Genomic DNA, 18506 nt, shown 5'->3' with positions numbered 1-18506 from the left:
GCCGTGCGTAGGCAGACTCGGGTCTTGGACAGATGTTGCGCCGTTATAGAGACCTTAGCGGCCACATCTTCATACAGATATTACGCTGCAGGACTGTTGGCTTCAACCAATGGCTTAAGCTCACCTGATTGATACATCTCTAAAATAATATCTGAGCCGCCCATCAGCTCGCCATTGATCCATAACTGCGGAAACGTAGGCCAATTGGCAATCTTAGGCAAGGTCGCACGAATCTCTGGGTTTTCTAAGATATTCACAAAGGCAAATGGACGGCCGATTTGCGTCAAGACTTCGATCGAGCGTGCAGAAAAGCCGCACTGCGGAAATTGTGGCGTGCCTTTCATATAGATAAGGACTTTGTTGTCACGGATCTGATCACGAATCAGTTGTTCGACATCGTTTGCAGCGGTGTTTGGGGTTTGCTCACTCATAAAAGGCTCCTATTGATAAAGCGGTTTATTAAAAAGGTTTGTGGGGTAACGGTATTGCCAATCATTCATTGGATAGACAAATAGATAGACAAATAGATAAACAAAGAAATAAAGGCTATGGCTGATACATGGGGCGATGGTCCGTATATTACAAGCATGGCTTGCTAGCGTTTGATCCATCGCCTAAACATTGTCAGTTCTCATAAAAGAAGTGCCAATATTATATCCCTCATCATTGTATCACCCATCACAGTCACGCTACCGAGGCTCAGCGGCGAGCAATAATACCACGGCACTGGCCATGATGCCCTCTTGACGGCCGGTAAAACCCAGTTTTTCTGTGGTCGTGGCTTTTATGCTGACATTACTGATATCGGTTTGCACATCACTGGCGATGTTGGCGCGCATCGCTTGATTATGCGGCGCAAGTTTTGGGCGCTCGCACATGACAGTGATATCGGCATTGCCCACTTTATATCCTGCATCGACTATTTTGCTATAGACATAACGTAGCAGCACTCTCGAATCAAGACCAGCATGCGCGGCATCAGTATCAGGGAAGTGCTGCCCGATATCACCGAGCGCCAGTGCGCCCAATAACGCGTCAGCAAGTGCGTGTAGCACCACATCACCGTCAGAGTGCGCCAGCAAACTGTGAGTATGCTCAATCGGTACGCCCGCTAGTATGACATACTGCTGCTGCTGACCATTATTATGAAACGCATGAACGTCGATACCTTGACCAATTTTTATCATTATTATTCCAAATACAAAACAGAGGATTAAAATAATTCAAAACCACTATCTGAATTTTTAAAGTGATTTTGCCAGCAACAAGATGCCATAGCTCGCCACCAGTTTCAATTAACTGGTATAATACGATGCTTAATTTTAACATAATACCCCGTTCAAAAGATGAGACGGCAGCAACATTGAGCGCATTTGCCACGCTGATTGGTTTTGGTGATTGTCTGTATTTTGCTGCCCTCTTTGATATTGAATCACGTATAAATAGTTGAGCCGTCTTATGTCAACCACCGCCTACCCTTACACTTCTGTCTCTCATGCTTTTAGCGCCCAGCGTCCTTTGACGCTTGCCGACATCGACAATCCTAGCAGTAAGCATGTGATTGTCGGTATGTCAGGCGGTGTCGACTCTTCGGTATCTGCCGTTCTTTTGCAGCAAGCAGGCTTTGTGGTAGAAGGGCTGTTTATGAAAAACTGGGAAGAAGATGACGGCACCGAATACTGCACAGCCATGGACGACCTCGCCGACGCGCAAGCGGTCTGTGACAAAATCGGTATCAAATTGCACACCGCAAACTTTGCGATGGAATACTGGGACCGTGTGTTTGAGCATTTTTTGGCTGAATACAAAGCCGGACGCACGCCTAACCCTGATATTTTATGCAATAAAGAAATCAAATTTAAGGCGTTTTTGGACTATGCGCTGACGCTTGGCGCTGATTATATCGCCACCGGTCATTACACGCGCCGCAGCGTAAATTATAAAAATAGCGCGGGTATGGAGGTAGCGCAGCTATTGCGCGGCCTTGATAACAACAAGGATCAAAGCTACTTCTTACATGCAGTTGGCGGCGACAAGATAGCCAAGACTTTATTCCCAGTCGGAGAGTTAGAGAAGCCTGAAGTACGCCGCATCGCAGAAAAGCATGATTTAGTGACCGCGAAGAAAAAAGACTCAACCGGTATTTGCTTCATTGGTGAGCGCCGCTTTAAGGACTTTTTGCAGCAGTACTTGCCTGCCCAAAAAGGCGATATCATCACTGACGATGGACATGTTATCGGTCAGCATGATGGGCTAATGTACTACACCTTAGGTCAGCGCGGCGGTATCGGTATCGGCGGTGTAAAAGATCGTCCTGAGGAACCTTGGTTTGTCCTTGCTAAAGATTTAGAGAAAAACCAGCTAATCGTTGGTCAAGGTCACGAGCATCCTATGCTGATGAGTAATGAGCTACAAGCGTACAAACTCGACTGGGTTGATGGTCTTGCGCCAAAAGATAGCTTTAGCGCTGAGGGCTTACGCTGCATGGCAAAAACGCGTTATCGTCAACCCGATCAAGCCTGCACAGTTTTTGCTATCGATGAGCAAGGCCTTGAGGTCAAAGTTGTTTTTGATGAGCCGCAGCGCGCAGTGACGCCGGGTCAGTCTGCGGTGTTTTATATCGATGAGGTTTGTTTGGGTGGCGGCGTGATTGAGTCTATTGATGCGCCTTGTGGGCTTTGATCGTTTTATTTTAACTATACTATTCTGGACTGGTCATTTTTCTCGTCAGTATATGGCTGATAATGTATCGCTTATAAAATTACCGCAACCAATCGCGCCAATAAAAGCATCGATAACTTTGTCATGCAGGATATCTTGCAGCAAGCAAGAAAAAACAGTGCGACGGTAACATCACGATTGAGCAACCCTGCATATAATACCGCTGACTATGCGACCGATAGTGTCGCCATCGGCAACAATGGTACGGTCAAGACAATTCCCTTGTCTTTAGCGCCGCAGACGCAGCGTAGCTTTTATTTTAATACCAAATATGGTTCGACCATGACGCCCTAATTAGAGGCTGACACCAATAGATTGCTTTATTAAGTCTGTATTTCTGCTATATTACGCACATCAAATTTAACCATTCACTTATATAGCGATTTTCATTGGCTATAACTTTTGCAGTTTTTCATTTCATAACTATCGAGGCATCCTTATGACTCCACTTACCGCACTCTCCCCGATCGACGGTCGTTACGCATCGAAAGCCGACAGCTTGCGCCCTTATTTGTCTGAATTTGGCTTGATCAAAGCGCGCGTCACCGTCGAAATTCGCTGGTTACAGTCATTGGCGGACAACAGCGCCATCGGTGAGTTGGCAGCGTTTGATGCAGATACCAATGCCTTTTTGAATAGTATCGTTGATGATTTTAGTGAAAGTGACGCGCAGGCGATTAAAGATATTGAGGCGACGACTAATCACGACGTCAAAGCGGTTGAGTACTTTATCAAAGATAAGTTTCGCGGCAATCAGCAGCTAGAAGACAGCTTGGAGTTTATCCATTTTGCTTGTACCAGTGAAGATATTAACAATTTGTCTTATGCGCTTATGCTCAAAGACAGCCGCGAGCTTGTGGTTGCTAAAATGCAGCAAGTGACCGATAGCATCGTTGACTTGGCGATTACTCACGCTGATCAGCCCATGCTGTCACGCACGCACGGTCAAACTGCTAGCCCAACGACGCTAGGTAAAGAGATGGCCAATGTCGCTTATCGCTTAGCTCGTCAAATTAAGCAAATCGGTCAGGTTGAGCTACTCGGTAAAATCAATGGCGCAGTCGGTAACTACAATGCTCACCTATCAGCCTATCCAGAAGTCGACTGGCAAAGTCATGCTGAGCAGTTTATCAATCAAAGCTTAGAGCTGACGTTTAATCCTTATACGACTCAAATTGAGCCACATGATTATATCGCTGAATTGTTTGATGCTGTCAAACGCTTCAACACAGTATTGATCGATTTTAACCGTGATATTTGGCAGTATATTAGCTTAGGCTATTTTAAGCAGCGCCTAAAAGACGGTGAAGTCGGCTCATCAACCATGCCGCACAAAGTCAATCCTATTGATTTTGAAAACTCTGAGGGCAACTTGGGCGTGGCCAATGCCATGCTTGCGCATTTGGGCGAAAAACTGCCAATCTCACGTATGCAGCGCGATTTATCAGACTCTACCGTCCTGCGTAATATCGGCGTGGGCTTGGCGCAAAGCATGATTGCATTTGATGCTTGCCTAAAAGGCGTGGGCAAACTTGAGTTAAACGCTCAGCGCTTAAACGATGACTTGGATCAGGCACAAGAAGTATTAGCAGAGCCGATTCAAACGGTCATGCGTCGCTACCGCGTCGAAAACCCATACGAGAAATTAAAAGCCCTAACTCGTGGTAATGCTATGACTCGCGAAGCCATGCTCACCTTTGTAGAGAGCGATGAGTTGGCTGCTGTCTCAGATAGCGACAAAGCAAGCCTGCGCGAGCTGACGCCAGCTACTTATACGGGTAACGCTGCTGAGCAAGCACGCGCTATTCAAGACTGGATAGCAAAGCTTTGACTTCCTCCCCTCCCTAAACGGAGGGGATTCCTACTAAAGACGGCCAAGCCCGACCGCGAGAATGTTTTTTGCTCCATTAACGTCACGTTGATGGGTCGTTTTACAAGAACGACAAAACCATACTCTTATACCAAGACCTGATCTACCTTTCGGACTGTCTTGGCGAGAGCCGCAACACGAGCAGGTTTGGGTGCTGTACGCTTCATTGACTTCGATATAGTGGCAACCTGCGTTCGCGCATTTGTAATCCAGTTGCCGTTTAATTTCAAACCAACCAGCGTCATAGACGGATTTGGCCAGTTTGGATGAAGTGAATGATGTTGATTTAATCTTACCAACAACGATTAAGCTGTTGGACTTAACAAGCTTTGATGTGAATTTATGGATTAAGTCTTGGCGGGTGTTTTTAATCTTGGCGTGAATGGCACGGACCCGTTTTTTGTTTTTAGCTCTTTGGGCAATGGCCAGTTTTTCGGCGTATTGATGAGTGACTTTGATTTGTAGCTGATCACCATCACTACTGACTGCTGAATCCTTACAGCCTAAATCAATACCGACTTGGCCAGTACCACACTTAATCTTTGGAAACTCTTTAACGGTGATACAGGCGTACCAGTGACCACGTGCGTCTTGTACCAATTCGCACGTGTTGATGCGGTAGAGGGTTAGGTTATAGCTGTCCCACATATCAATGATTAGTTTTTTACCCTTAGCAAGGCTTAGCTGAATCGTAGATTTAAGGCTTTTCTTACCTGATTGACGAGTTGATAGGTGCTTAATAGCGGTCTTTTTAAAAGGAATCCAGCCCAAACTTCTTCTCTTGGCCTTTGGGTTGTTGGTGCGCCAGTTGAGTTTGGCTTTTTTAAACTGTTTACGGGATTTAGCGTGAACCTCACTAATCGCTTGCAAGGTTTGGCTGTGCAAGTTTAAATACTCGCCACTACCTTTGGTATAAGTAGCCAAGTCATAGGCTGAAAAGAATTGACCTGTGCGCTTAAGATGTTTAAAACTAAGCTCATTGACGTAATTCCAGACAAAATTAACTGCCCCAGCCAAGATATTGAGCTGAGTGGCGTATTTGTCTTTGATGCGTAGCTTGAGGGTTTTCATGGATTAATTATGATCTCAATGGGTTTCGGTATCAAGGGGTTCGCCATACTGGGCGACAATGGCTGACGCCTGATATCTACGCCCTAGAAGGATGTGGTTTTACGGCGTTAGATGATAAAGTTTGCTAAGGTGAATTGAATACCTTAAAGCAATAGAGATAAGGCACAATTGCCTCATCTCTATTTGTTCAAACTGGCTATACATTCGCCTAAGTCTATAAAAAGACAACCTTACTTTGCATGCTATGATGATCTTAAAAACTCATAGGTGATAAGTAAGGTTTTATTTTTTATCCTTTTTATCATCATCGTCATCACTGTCGCCTGGTATGATAGCCTTGCCGACCGCGACCGTGCCTTTGACTACGCCTTTGGTGGTTTTATAAGCAACTTTGGCAGGTACAGTGACAATTTTGTGGACACAAGCTTGTAGGACAAATACGCTGGCGATAATGACGATGAAATGCAACTTTTTCATAAACTTCCTATAATTTTAAGATAAGCCGATAGTCTTTGTATTAAGCTATCGAAAAGTCATCATAAACGATTAAAACTCTCCTATAAAGTCATCCTGACTATTAATTTTTCCTAATTTTTATATGGATTTACCAATGAGCGCTATACCCCTTTGTTTACCTGATAATATGACCCCTGAGCAATTCTTAAACGAGTATTGGCAAAAAAAGCCATTGCTGATCAAGCAAGGTCTGCCGCAACTAATCGGTATGTTTGAGCCAGAAGATATGCTCGGCCTAGCGCTTGAAGAAGAAGCCTCTGCCCGCCTGCTCACTCAAGCGGCAACTAAGCCTGTCGATGAGCCGCAGTGGCAACTTAAAAAAAGCCCCTTAAGCCAAACCGACTTTGACAACCTACCAGCGCAGTGGACAGTCCTTGTGCAAAACCTTGAGCAATGGTCACCTGAGCTTGGGCAATTGTGGCAAGCGTTTGACTTTATCCCGCAGTGGCAGCGTGATGACATTATGGTCTCGTATGCGCCTGCTGGCGGCTCGGTTGGCAAGCACTATGATGATTATGATGTGTTTTTGGCGCAAGGGTTTGGCTCACGCCGCTGGCAGCTCGGTAAGTTTTGTGATACAGACACTGAGTTTGTGGCAGATGAGCCGATTCGGGTGTTTGACGATATGGGTGAGATTATCTTTGATGAGATCCTAGAAGCGGGCGATGTGCTTTATGTACCGCCAAAGCTCTCGCATTTTGGGGTGGCGCAAGATGACTGCCTGACGTTTTCTTTTGGCTGTCGTCGTCCCAACCTTATGCAAATCATCGATAGCTTGGCTGATATCGCCACCAACGACAGCGATTTATTTATCCCGATGCTGTTGCCGCAAGCGCTGCAAGCGTCCGGCGAGCTACAAACAGATAGTATTGAGGCGATTAAGGGTAAACTATTACAACTGCTGCAGTCTGAGCGCGGCGACGACATCATTGGTCAAGCCGTGTCTGAGGTCGTCAGCAAACGCCAATATGATGCGCTGGTACCAGAGGAGACGCTGGACACAGATGAGCTGATACAGGCCTTATCAGAGGGCGCAGCGCTGCAAGCGGATTATAGCAATCGCCTACTCTACCGCCAAACGGACAAAGGCGACATATTATATGCCAATGGCCAGCGCCTCGATGGCATTGATGAGGCAGCAGCGACGGTACTCATTCGTTTGGCAAATGGCGAGCGTTTGACTTATCAAGATGTGACCGATATCGATCCAGACGACTTGAGCGAGTGGCTAGAAAACGGCTGGGTTTGGCTTGATTATGCTGAGTAACTGCTCATTGTTTTGTACAAGTTTTTTTATATAGGCCATCTCAGTCTGTCCTCAATAAAAAAACCGATACCTAGGCTTTCAGATATCGGTTTTTATTATTACTGTTGATTTTATCTTGCGCACTCACCGCTTAGCATCATCTATCTATATGATTTAAGCCGCGATGCAAGAAACAACCCTAGTCGGTACCAAGCTCAAGCAAGCTGGCATTACCACCAATCGCGGTGGTATTGATGGTTTTGACGCGCTCAGTGACAAACCGATGCAGATAGTCAGGCGTGAGCATCTCTGACATGCCGTCCATATCGGTCACACTAATGACTTGCGTCAAGATACCATCGGTGTTGGCCAGCTCTTGGCTGATGGCTTGCACTTCACTATTACTGCCTGCCACTGCGACCTGCGCGAGGCGATCGATGTATAACAGTGTGATGGTTTGTGAGTCGTTGGCGACGCTTAAGACATCATCGCTTACTCCTATCTCATAAAGCACTTTTGCCGCTTCATCGCACATCTCCGCTTGACTTGGGCAGTGCAGTATCACTTCATTACCCGTCAGCAGGGCGGCGATTAGCTGACCAAGCACTGCCATCGTACGCGCTGACTCACTACCGATGACCATGGTTTTGCCACGAGCCGTCACGTACAAATCGTTGGACTCTCCTGTCGCGCCTGTCATGCGGTGCACCTCATCTAAGCTTGGCGCAGCGCTCAACAAATGGTTGAATAAGCGCTTGGCTTTATTGGCATCGCCCGTCAACAAGGCCAACCGAGGAATGGCTGCTTGCAGATAAGCGGCGCGATTGACCGCGCCAAGTAATCGCCAAGACTCACAAACTTGGGCATGATTTTTTTTAAATTCAGTCGCCATCTTGCTACTCCTTATGCGATTGCTGATTGCGTGGATGTTGAAGGTTGATTATCGTTATCTAATTTCATCAGGCGCGCCACATAATGCGGGCCACCTGCTTTGGGGCCAGTACCTGAAAGGCCACAGCCACCAAATGGCTGGACGTTGACCACCGCGCCGATTTGGTTGCGGTTGATATAAGTGTTACCCACCAGCACGCGGCGCTCGATATGCTCAGCGGAGTTTTCGATACGGCTATGAATACCTAATGTCAGACCAAAGCCGGTGCTATTGATGGCATCGATCAGCTTGTTTAGATCACGTGCTTGATAACGCAAAACGTGTAAGATAGGACCGAAGTGCTCACCGCCTATCACATCAATGCTTTTTACTTCTATCGCTGTCGGTAAGACAAAGGTCGATTTTTCTTGACTGACGACCGAGCTGACACTCATGGGCGTCTGTGCCAAGATCGTCGCGGTTGGCTCAGCACGCATGCGCTCGATATGTGCTTCTAGGCCATTTTTGGCATCGGCATCGATTACCGGACCGACATCCGTGGCGGCGTACAGCGGATTGCCGACCGACAGCTCCGCCATATTGCCTTGCAGCAGCTCAATCAAATCATCAGCCATCTCTTCTTGTACACACAAGATACGGCATGCTGAGCAGCGCTGACCCGCTGAGCCAAAGGCAGATAGCACAGCGTCTTTGACCACTTGCTCAGGCAAGGCGGTTGAGTCGACGATCATCGCATTTTGTCCGCCTGTTTCGGCGATTAGTATTGGTAGCTCACCACTGCTTTGTGCATGACTGTTTAAGCTTTGGTTGATACGCTGGGCGGTCTGGGTAGAGCCTGTAAATATCACACCTGCGATATTGTCAGTGGCCGTCAATGCGCCGCCTACCTCACCTGCGCCTATTACCAACTGCAACGCTTCTACCGGCACCCCTGCTTGATACATCAATTGTGCACCAAAATGCGCAATCAGGCTGGTTTGCTCAGCAGGTTTAGCGACCACGGTATTGCCTGCGGCCAGCGCCGCCACGATTTGACCGGTATAGATGGCCAGCGGAAAGTTCCAAGGACTGATACAGACAAAGGTACCGCGCGCTTTATACACTTGACGTGCAGGCTTACCAGACAAGTCTGTAAACTCGTGCACCACCTCATCTAGGCGCTCTGCTTCATCCGCATAAAAACGGCAAAAATCGACCGCCTCTTTGATCTCATCGATACTGTCTTGCATGGTTTTGCCCGCTTCTACTTGGCACAGTGCCATGAGCTCAGCGTAGTTTTCTTCATACAAATCAGCAATCTTACGTAGTATGGCTGCGCGCTTGGCCGCTGACTGCGCTTGCCATGCTGCTTGTCCTGCCACGGCCGCTAGGGTCGCTTGTTGTGCCAGACCAGCATTGGCATAAACCACTTCACCAGCGATCACATCGTGATTCCAAGGCGCGCGTACTGTGTGCGCTTCAAGCTTGTTGACTTGATCATCCGCTTTATACTCATCAATCGCAGTGCCATTGATGATAGAAGTCGCTGACCATGTCTTGTGCAAGTGGCTATCAATCGCCGCTTTAAACGGTAGCCACTGCGACTCTACAAAGATATTGGGACCAAAGCTGGCGCGGCGCTCGCCATAGATATCTAATGGCAAAGGAATCTCTGGATTGTGCAATGTTGCGTTGGCCAGTAGCTTATCAAAAGGGTGTACAGTCAGCTTATCAATCGGATAAGACTTGTCTAGTAGCTGATGGACAAACGAGCTGTTGGCACCGTTTTCGAGCAAACGACGTACCAAGTATGGTAGCAAGTCTTTATGAGCACCGACTGGCGCATAGATACGCACCGGAATCTGATAGGCCTGCAAGATATGATCATAAAGCGCATCGCCCATGCCGTGTAGACGCTGAAACTCAAAGTCGCGATGCGCACTCATGGTCATGACTGATGCTAGCGTATGCGCATTGTGCGTCGCAAACTGCGGCCAAATCAGCCCGCGCAGATGATCTGATAACAAGAAGCGCGCGCACGCCAGATAGGCTGTGTCGGTGCCTTCTTTTCGTGTCCAGACAGGATAACCTGCCAGCCCTTTTTGCTGAGCCAATTTGATCTCCGTATCCCAGTACGCGCCTTTGACCAAACGTACTGGAATGCGATCACCCATTTCTGCCGCTAACTGCGCCAGCCATGCCAAAACCGCAATCGCGCGCTTTGAGTAGCCCTGCACCACCAACCCTAAGCCATCCCAGCCGGCAGTCAAATTGTCACGATACAAAGACTCAAACAGTTTTAGCGAAATCTCAAGGCGATCCGCTTCTTCGGCATCGATACTGATATCGACATTGACAGCGCGCGCCGCTTCGATCAGTAGCAAACAGCGCTGGCGCAGTAGTCCCATCACTTGCGCTTCTTGCGTGGCCTCATAGCGTGGATGCAGCGCCGACAGCTTGATAGATACTGACGGTTTTGGCATACCCTCAGCCACTTTGATATCTGCGGTGGCTTTGATGGCGTGCAGATAATCATTAAAGTACTTTTCAGCATCTTTATGCGTGATGGCCGCCTCACCCAGCATATCAAATGAATAGGTATAGCCTTTATTGCGATACGGCTGACTGTTTTTATTGGCGCCCTCGATGGTTTCCCCCAATACAAACTGATGCCCCATGATGCGCATGGCTTTTTGCATGGCACTACGAATCACCGGCTCGCCCATTTTTTTGGTCATACGATCCAAAAACCCTGTGGCCGTGGTGTTGCTATCGATACTCACGACGCGGCCGGTCATCATCATGCCCCATGTCGAGGCATTGACCATAAAACCATTGTCATTTTTGATGTGTTTTTTCCAGTCAGCCACGCTCATCTTGTCATGGATCAAAGCATCAGCCGTATAATTGTCTGGTACGCGAATCAAGGCTTCAGCCAAGCTCATGAGCAAGATACCTTCTTGGGTATCAAGGCTATACTCAAGCAATAATGAGTCGACCATTTTGACGGCTTTGCCATCATTGCGTACATGCTCGACCAGCTGGCGTGTTTGCTCAGCAGCGTCGTCACGCTCTTTGTCGCTGGGCTTAGCAAGTGGCAACAGCTCTGACAACCAGCGCTCTTCATCCACACAATATAAAGGTGAGATACACGCGTATAGTGCTTTTGACGACTGGGTAATATACTCTGGCGCTAGCAAATCGACAGGCTTAAATAAAATCGGCTCTTGCGGGGTAAACTGGTCTACTGGGTTCATAACAACTCCATAACTATCGTTTAAAAACCATCATAAATGGGGTTTTAGGAAGTCTGATCGTCTTGTATCACCGCTAATGACAGCGGTTAAATAAATAGCAATCACAATATATGCATACAGCGATAATCAAAAGACCAAACGGCACCATCACAAAACGAGAAAATCCAGCATAGGCTGGAAACGGTTAAGTAGGTCGTTCGAGTGTTAAACGGGCTACGTTAACAATACAAAGGCAACAACGAAAAGTTAAGCGGCATTAGTGCCTTCTTCTTGTTAGTAGTGAAAGGAGTGCGATGAGCAGGTTTTGCGATAGCGACATCAAACATCGACGTGTCAAATATGGCGATTCCCTGTCATCTAAGATAACGCAAATTCACTGTAAGAAAAACCTCTACGGCGTTGATTGAGGTGATGCGCTTAACGTCGCTATAATATCATGAAAAAAATTTTCCAACTAACGATATCGCGTATTTTTGACAATTAATATCTTACTAAAAAACAATCAGTTACTAGCACATTTGCCATCATGACGCCTGAGTTATATTTTTGTGTTTACTATTGTGTGTTAATTGTTTTTCTAATCAAATACTTGGACGCGCCACTTGCTAAAACCTGCACCCTAAAAACCCTCTACTGCACCCACATAAAAAAACCCTTTTTATCCATATCAGATAAAGAGGGTTTTTACGGATTACAACGCCATATTGAGCCGTTATATCAAGCGTATTTGTATCAAACGTATTGATAACGCCAAATACTTATAGCAGTACCAGCTTGGCAAGCAAAATAGCCGTCAACACCCATACAGGGATGCTAATTTCTGAAAACTTACCCGTCATCAGCTTGACAGCAGTAAAGGTGATAAACCCAAGCGCGATACCATCAGCGATAGAGTACGTCAGCGGTGTGAGTAGCAGGACTACCGCCACTGGTGCCGCTTCGGTTAAGTCTTCCCAGTTGATATCTTTTAGCGTAAACAACATCAATACCGAGACATAAAAAATTGCGCCAGCAGTCGCATATGCAGGAATCATCCCAGCAAGGGGTGCAAAGAAAATACTCAGCACAAACATCACGCCCACGGTCACGGCCATCAGGCCTGTACGGCCACCTGAGGCCACACCTGAGGCGCTCTCGATATAACTGGTCGTCGATGATGTACCTAGCATAGCGCCTGCGACCGTCGCTGTTGAGTCAGCAAGCAGCGCCTTGTCCATGTTAGGGATATTACCGTCTTTATCGATCAGACCTGCCTTGTTGGCGATGCCCACCAGACTGCCTGCAGTATCAAACAAATCGACAAACAAGAAAGCAAAAATCACACTGATCATACCGATATCAAAGGCACCTGCGATATCGAGTTTCATAAAGGTTGGTGCGACAGATGGCGGCGTCGACATGATGCCTGTAAACTGTGTATGCCCTGTGAGCAAACTGATCAGAGTAATCGCCAAGATACCAATCGTCACCGCGCCTGGGACTTTTTTGTAGACCAAACCGATAATAATAAAAAAGCCCAGCGCCGCCATCATCGGTGCAAACGCGGTCATATCGCCTAGCATCACTAATGTCGCATCGCGGCCAACGATGATGCCTGAGCTCTGTAAGGCAATAAAGGCCAAAAACGCACCAATACCCGCCACGATGCCTTGCTTGAGGCTGGCTGGAATGGCGTTGATGATCCACTCGCGAATCTTAAATAGGCTTAAGAGAATAAACAAACAACCTGATAAGAAAACAGCGCCTAACGCGGTTTCCCACGCATAGCCCATCCCTAAAACGACGCCATAGGTAAAAAAGGCGTTTAAGCCCATACCAGGAGCCAATGCCACAGGCAGTCGGGCATAGATACCCATGATAAAGCAGCCTAATGCTGCTGCCAAACAGGTAGCAACAAACACTGCCCCTTTGTCCATACCAGCTTCTGCCAATACGTTGGGGTTGACAAAGATGATATAAGCCATCGTCAAAAAGGTGGTTATACCGGCGAGGATTTCCGTTTTGACCGTGGTGTTTTCACCGTTGATCCCAAAATAGCGTTCAATTGCATTCATAAGTGTCGCGCCCAGCTTGCTAAGGTATGGCCTTATTTAAACATCAAAATATATAAATAGACCATATCTTAGAGAAAGAACAAATTTATTGGTGCCTAAAATAAATATGACGTCAGCAAATAGATTGCGACGTCATTATCAAAAAGGCAGCGGTAATAAAGTGCAACATTTTAGAGAAATTGGCGTACAAATTCAATCATTACCCGTGCCTGATGGGTGCAAACAGCCGTTTTCGCTCTATTTATGACTGTTTTGTGGTTTAGGTCATGTGATAAATCACCAAATCAATTGAAAATAGCAACGTATCATTTGTACCGGTTTTATTTACCGTTTAACACTTTAATAAATGACCTTTTTTTCATTTCACAGTACACTACACTAGGACGTGTCCTACCAGTTGTTATTCATCACTCATGAGTCAAATACATGCCTGAATCATTAAACATTATCGACCTTATTACCCAAGCCAGTTTGCTGGTACAAATCGTCATGGCGTTGTTGTTATTGGCCTCGCTACTTAGCTGGGTGATTATTTTTCGTATGAGTGCACGGCTGGGTACTGCCAAAAACTTCGACCAACAATTTGAGACGTGGTTTTGGTCGGGTGAAGACTTGGCCAAGCTCTATCAAGGCGTGCAAGGCTCCCCTGATCGGCAAGGGCTTGAGCAGATTTTTTATGTTGGGTTTTCTGAATATTTAAGAATGCATAAAAAACGCCAACCCAAAGACGACATCATCGATGGTGTGGAGCGCAAGCTACATGTCGGATTGGGTCGTCAGCAGTTATTACTAGAGTCAGGACTGACCACGCTTGCCAGTATTGGCTCAGTGGCGCCTTATATTGGACTGTTTGGGACGGTTTGGGGCATTATGAATGCGTTTTTGGGGCTATCACAAACTGAACAAGCCACCCTCGCTGCGGTCGCTCCTGGGATTGCTGAAGCACTGATCGCCACTGCCATGGGTCTATTTGCTGCGATTCCTGCTGTACTGGCCTACAACCATTTCACCGCCAAGTCTGGCCGTCTGTATGAGTCGCGCGCGCTGTTTTGTGATGAAATGACTGGTATGCTCCAGCGTGAGACCAGCGCTGAGCGCAGCACAAACCGCGAAAACAACCCAAGCTCAGAGGCACCATCGAGTGCCAGTCAGGTGCAAGGACGCTAAGTATATGAGACAAAGCCCCTATCGCCGTGAAAAAAAACCCCTAAATGCAGAGATGAATGTCGTTCCTTATATCGACGTCATGCTGGTACTACTGGTGATATTTATGGTGACCGCGCCGCTGCTCATCACTGGTGTCGACGTGGATCTGCCCAAAGAGCAGACCAACACCATGAGCCAAAGTCAGCTGCCAATCATTGTGTCTTTGACGGCGAGCGGCGAGCTATTTATCAGCTACGAAAACAACATTGATATGCCGATTAGTGAGCCTGAGCTGATCAATACGCTGTCCAATCTTCAAACACAAAACAGCAATACTGGCGAGCCACCGATACAAGTGATGATCAATGCCGATCAAAACAATCAGTATGGCGCTATCATGACATTGATGGCCAGCCTACAACAAGCAGGGATCGAAAAAGTCGGACTACTCACTGGTGCGCCTTTACCGGCCCCATCGCTGTGATTGTCTCGCTATTTGTGCCAATACAGTGCCAAGCAATGATACAGCAAACCATAGCAAACAATCTGATATACCACGCTCATGAGTAATCACACCATGCATAATGCTCCTGTCGTTTATGTGCCCACCGAGCCTGAAGGTAACGGGCTCACCTTGCCTATGCTGCTGAGCTTGCTCGCACATGGGCTGGTGCTGGGCATCTTGGTATACGCGTATCAACATACCGATGTAGAGACAGCAGGTAGTATCGAGACGGTCATGGTCTCGCCAGAGCAGCTCGCTGAGATGCAAGGACAGATATTGGCCAACCGAGCTGCCGCTGCAGAGGCCATGCAAACCGACAGTAGTACAAACGGTATATCCAGCACCTTGCCGCCTCAGACATTTGATAGTAGCTCTACCAGCCAAAGCACTGACCAACCGAATGCGCAGCGAGCACCTGTATTCACACGCTCTGATGATCCTGCGAGTGCACCAATTCTCATGAGTGAGACGCAGCACCAACGTCTGCTTGAGCAAAATCAAGAATATGAACGCCGTATGGCAGAGTGGGCAGCCAAGCTTGATGAAGCCGTGTTAGAAGAACACGAAGCAGTTGAACAAGATAAAAAAAGGCAGCTGATAGAGGAACAAAGACGGCTGGATGAGTTTCATCAAAAACAAAACAACCCACCCAAGATTACTCGTCCTACGCCGACCGACCGAAATCTGAAAATTGATACTGGTAGCGGTGCTAAGACCTTCAGCCTTTCAGAAGGTCAATCAACGGCTGATAGCAAGCCTGCTAGTACCCGTAGTAGCGCTTCGGCTTCTGCGGATGATTTTAAGAACAGCATAGCCGCTGAAATTCAGAGAAATTTAAAAGCACCGCTTGAAACCCAAGGTATTACTGCTAAAGTAGCTTTAAGATTAGATAATCAAGGTAACGTATTATCCGCCAAAGCTACTGGCGCTAATAGCGCTGTTAATGATGCTGCAGTAGAAGCCGCTTTTGCCGCAAGCCCCCTACCTATTGATTTGACCAACCCTGCCAGCTTTGCGGCTTTAACTATCAACGTTATGGTTCAATAGATTAAGGTAAAAAGTATTTGAGGGCTAGTGTCAAAGAGGGCGACATTAGAGCTTTCTGACATTTATCTCATACCGCCGATTATTTTAAAATTTTTAACTTAGGGTATTCACCTATGAAACCATTATCTTTAAAGCTACCAACCTCAAAGATCACCACCTTCTCCGCGTTAAACCTCGCTTCGGCTTCGCTATTGGTTACTCCATTGCTGTTTGCTCCTTTATATTCTGCTACTGCTGCGCCTATGGAGATCGATGTCACGGTGGTTGCGCCAAGACAACAAAACCAAGTCGCGTTTGTACCCTTTGCAGGAGACTCGGTACTATCGCCGATTATTCTCAATGACTTGAGCAAAACAGAGCTAAAAGTCACCAGCAAAGACTTGCCGCAGCAGCCGCATAGTAGCAGCGAGCTGGCAGGTAGCTTGCCGGTCTGGCAAAGCATGGGTATTCCTTATTTGGTGGTGGGCAGCACTCGCAGCAATCGCGGTAAAGTCATCACAGAGTATGAGGTCATCGATGTCAAATCAGGTCGGGTGCTACAAGGCAAGCAAAGCCTCAGCGCTGACAACAACAAAGACAGCATGCGCTATGCCGGTCACGTCATCGCTGATAAGGTGTATGAGCTGATCACCGGTACGCCAGGCGACTTCTCAGGACGCATCGCCTATATCGAAGAAGTCGGCACCGGCAAACAAAAAGTCTCACGCCTAAAAGTGATGGATGCCGATGGCGAAAACGCCAAGACCATCACCGAAGTGGCAGGCTCTATCTTCTCGCCTGCTTGGTCTCCTGATGGCAACCGCATTGCCTATGCTATCCAACGCGACCAGTCTTATCCGGTGATTTATATCCAAAACGTGAGTGGCGGCGGTGCCAGCGCACTTACTCCATTTAAAGGCAGCAATCTTAGCCCGTCGTTTTCGCCCGATGGTAGCAAGATACTGTTTTCTAGCAGCTTTGAAGGCAGTGCGCATATCTATGAGATGAGTACCAGTGGTGGTCAGCCCAAAAGACTGACCAACTGGCCAAGCAGCGAGGTACAGCCAAGCTACGCCCCAGATGGCAAATCGTTTGTGTTTGTCAGTGACCGTGCAGGCTTTAATAAGCCGCAGATTTATCGCTATGAGTTTGACTCAGGACGCACGACCAAAGTCTCAAACAGTAGCTATGCCACCAGTCCGCAGTTCAGTCATGATGGCACGCAGATCGCCTTTTTGAGTGGGCGAGCCGCAGCGGTGATGAATAGCAATGGCACGGTGACAGCCAATTTAGGCAATACGGGCATCGATGAAGCGCCAAGCTTTTCGCCAAATGGTAAGCGTGTGGTATATGCCGCTACCCAAGGTGGCAAAGGAGTGCTAATCATCAAGTCCCTAAACGGCGGCGAGTCCTTTGGCAAGTCTGGTCAAGGCGTGATACGCTCGCCTGTTTGGTCAGCCAGTCCGCAATAGACTCTCATATCATCAATCCGCTATAAAAACGATACAGCGAGATGAAACGTTTTTTTATGCCAGCGAGCTACTCGCTTGGATCATAGCCTGGTGGATTGGCGTGTCTTAATTTGGCAACATCGGCGGCGGTCACCGTATCGGTAAACCCATTGAGATCGCTGACCACATATTGCGTGACAGCAGCCATTTGCTCATCGTCCATCATCATATGAAAAGACGGCATACCGCGAAAGCCATTAATCAAGATATCGATAATATAATATTTTGACTGCATCTTGCTGTTATTCGCCAGCGGCGGGTAATATCCTGCCCCGTACGCGCCTTGACCTTCGTGCATATGACAGCCTGCACAGGAGTCGTGGTATAGCTTTTTGCCATCGGTGGTGACAAAAGCATTGGTGCCCTCAAACTTTGCCTCCCATTTACTAAGGCTGGCATCTTGCGTCATACTTGGCAACGAGCTGTCATCGACGACGTTGATCTTCGGGGCTTTTAGCTCGTCGCGACTCATATAGACACCGCCCCAACTGCCCGTATTGCGGCTGGCTTGATAATCTGGAGCAAGGTCAGCTTCTTGTACACTGGCCACCGTTTCCACATCATCTGCTTGCTGGCTACAGCCCATTACCACCGCGCCACTCATCACACTCAGCAACATCACAGGCAGCATTTTTGATGTTGTATTCTCCCTGATTGTTTTTTTTACGATTGCATTGTCCATGATAGCCTCTGAATTTTATTGTTATCAATA

General features: G+C 47.4%; 16 protein-coding genes. 8 read left to right on the top strand and 8 right to left on the bottom strand.

From position 1 onward, the window contains the following. Nucleotides 1–80: 80 nt before the first annotated feature. Nucleotides 81–431 carry a Grx4 family monothiol glutaredoxin gene (gene grxD, locus CAP50_RS06850; protein ID WP_075102413.1) on the bottom strand — a complete coding sequence of 117 codons (351 nt, stop codon included), beginning with the start codon at nt 429–431 and terminating at the stop codon, nt 81–83. 258 nt (nt 432–689) lie between these two features. After that, nucleotides 690–1187 carry a 2-C-methyl-D-erythritol 2,4-cyclodiphosphate synthase gene (gene ispF / locus CAP50_RS06845; protein ID WP_100749489.1) on the bottom strand — a complete coding sequence of 166 codons (498 nt, stop codon included), beginning with the start codon at nt 1185–1187 and terminating at the stop codon, nt 690–692. 271 nt (nt 1188–1458) lie between these two features. On the opposite strand from ispF, the gene mnmA reads away from it, so the two are divergent. From mnmA to purB, 3 genes are all read left to right on the top strand, one after another. Then, the gene (mnmA, locus tag CAP50_RS06840) at nt 1459–2682 is read left to right on the top strand and encodes a tRNA 2-thiouridine(34) synthase MnmA (RefSeq protein ID WP_100749488.1); all 1224 of its coding nucleotides are present in this window, start codon (nt 1459–1461) and stop codon (nt 2680–2682) included. A gap of 123 nt (nt 2683–2805) precedes the next feature. After that, nucleotides 2806–3015, top strand: a complete 210-nt coding sequence (locus tag CAP50_RS06835) for a hypothetical protein (protein WP_100749487.1) — start codon at nt 2806–2808, stop codon at nt 3013–3015. Nucleotides 3016–3160: 145 nt separating this feature from the next. After that, nucleotides 3161–4552, top strand: a complete 1392-nt coding sequence (gene purB / locus CAP50_RS06830) for an adenylosuccinate lyase (protein ID WP_100749486.1) — start codon at nt 3161–3163, stop codon at nt 4550–4552. Between the two features lie 33 nt (nt 4553–4585). Here purB and CAP50_RS06825 read toward each other — a convergent pair whose 3' ends face one another. Next, the gene (locus CAP50_RS06825; protein ID WP_100749485.1) at nt 4586–5662 is read right to left on the bottom strand and encodes an RNA-guided endonuclease InsQ/TnpB family protein; all 1077 of its coding nucleotides are present in this window, start codon (nt 5660–5662) and stop codon (nt 4586–4588) included. Between the two features lie 282 nt (nt 5663–5944). Then, nucleotides 5945–6139 (bottom strand): NF038104 family lipoprotein, encoded by a 195-nt coding sequence (locus CAP50_RS06820; RefSeq protein WP_100749484.1) that lies wholly within the window; start codon nt 6137–6139, stop codon nt 5945–5947. 133 nt (nt 6140–6272) lie between these two features. Here CAP50_RS06820 and CAP50_RS06815 point away from each other — a divergent pair, with 133 nt between their 5' ends. Then, the gene (locus tag CAP50_RS06815) at nt 6273–7445 is read left to right on the top strand and encodes a cupin domain-containing protein (protein WP_100749483.1); all 1173 of its coding nucleotides are present in this window, start codon (nt 6273–6275) and stop codon (nt 7443–7445) included. 178 nt (nt 7446–7623) lie between these two features. Here CAP50_RS06815 and CAP50_RS06810 read toward each other — a convergent pair whose 3' ends face one another. The 3 genes from CAP50_RS06810 to CAP50_RS06800 form a co-directional block, all read right to left on the bottom strand. After that, the gene (locus CAP50_RS06810; protein ID WP_075102406.1) at nt 7624–8316 is read right to left on the bottom strand and encodes a 1-pyrroline-5-carboxylate dehydrogenase; all 693 of its coding nucleotides are present in this window, start codon (nt 8314–8316) and stop codon (nt 7624–7626) included. An 11-nt stretch (nt 8317–8327) separates the two neighbouring features. Continuing rightward, nucleotides 8328–11552 (bottom strand): bifunctional proline dehydrogenase/L-glutamate gamma-semialdehyde dehydrogenase PutA, encoded by a 3225-nt coding sequence (gene putA, locus CAP50_RS06805; RefSeq protein WP_100749482.1) that lies wholly within the window; start codon nt 11550–11552, stop codon nt 8328–8330. A 758-nt stretch (nt 11553–12310) separates the two neighbouring features. Then, a complete protein-coding gene (locus CAP50_RS06800; protein WP_100749481.1) occupies nt 12311–13606 on the bottom strand; it encodes an NCS2 family permease in 1296 nt (431 codons plus the stop codon). Between the two features lie 426 nt (nt 13607–14032). Between CAP50_RS06800 and tolQ the strand changes: the two genes are divergently transcribed. The 4 genes from tolQ (at nt 14033) to CAP50_RS06780 (ending at nt 17755) form a co-directional block, all read left to right on the top strand. Further along, nucleotides 14033–14773, top strand: a complete 741-nt coding sequence (tolQ, locus tag CAP50_RS06795) for a protein TolQ (RefSeq protein WP_100749480.1) — start codon at nt 14033–14035, stop codon at nt 14771–14773. Between the two features lie 4 nt (nt 14774–14777). Then, entirely contained in the window at nt 14778–15236 is a 459-nt protein-coding gene (gene tolR / locus CAP50_RS06790) for a protein TolR (protein WP_100749479.1), read from the top strand. A gap of 78 nt (nt 15237–15314) precedes the next feature. After that, the gene (locus CAP50_RS06785; RefSeq protein ID WP_241900681.1) at nt 15315–16304 is read left to right on the top strand and encodes a cell envelope integrity TolA C-terminal domain-containing protein; all 990 of its coding nucleotides are present in this window, start codon (nt 15315–15317) and stop codon (nt 16302–16304) included. 113 nt (nt 16305–16417) lie between these two features. Next, the gene (locus CAP50_RS06780; protein WP_172953077.1) at nt 16418–17755 is read left to right on the top strand and encodes a PD40 domain-containing protein; all 1338 of its coding nucleotides are present in this window, start codon (nt 16418–16420) and stop codon (nt 17753–17755) included. Nucleotides 17756–17822: 67 nt separating this feature from the next. Here the strand turns inward: CAP50_RS06780 and CAP50_RS06775 are convergent, their stop codons facing one another. After that, nucleotides 17823–18476 (bottom strand): c-type cytochrome, encoded by a 654-nt coding sequence (locus tag CAP50_RS06775; protein ID WP_100749477.1) that lies wholly within the window; start codon nt 18474–18476, stop codon nt 17823–17825. Nucleotides 18477–18506: the final 30 nt, after the last annotated feature.

The organism is Psychrobacter sp. L7, assembly GCF_002810365.1.
GTDB classification, from domain to species: Bacteria; Pseudomonadota; Gammaproteobacteria; order Pseudomonadales; family Moraxellaceae; genus Psychrobacter; species Psychrobacter celer.
This window is presented reverse-complemented; position numbering and strand designations above follow the sequence as displayed.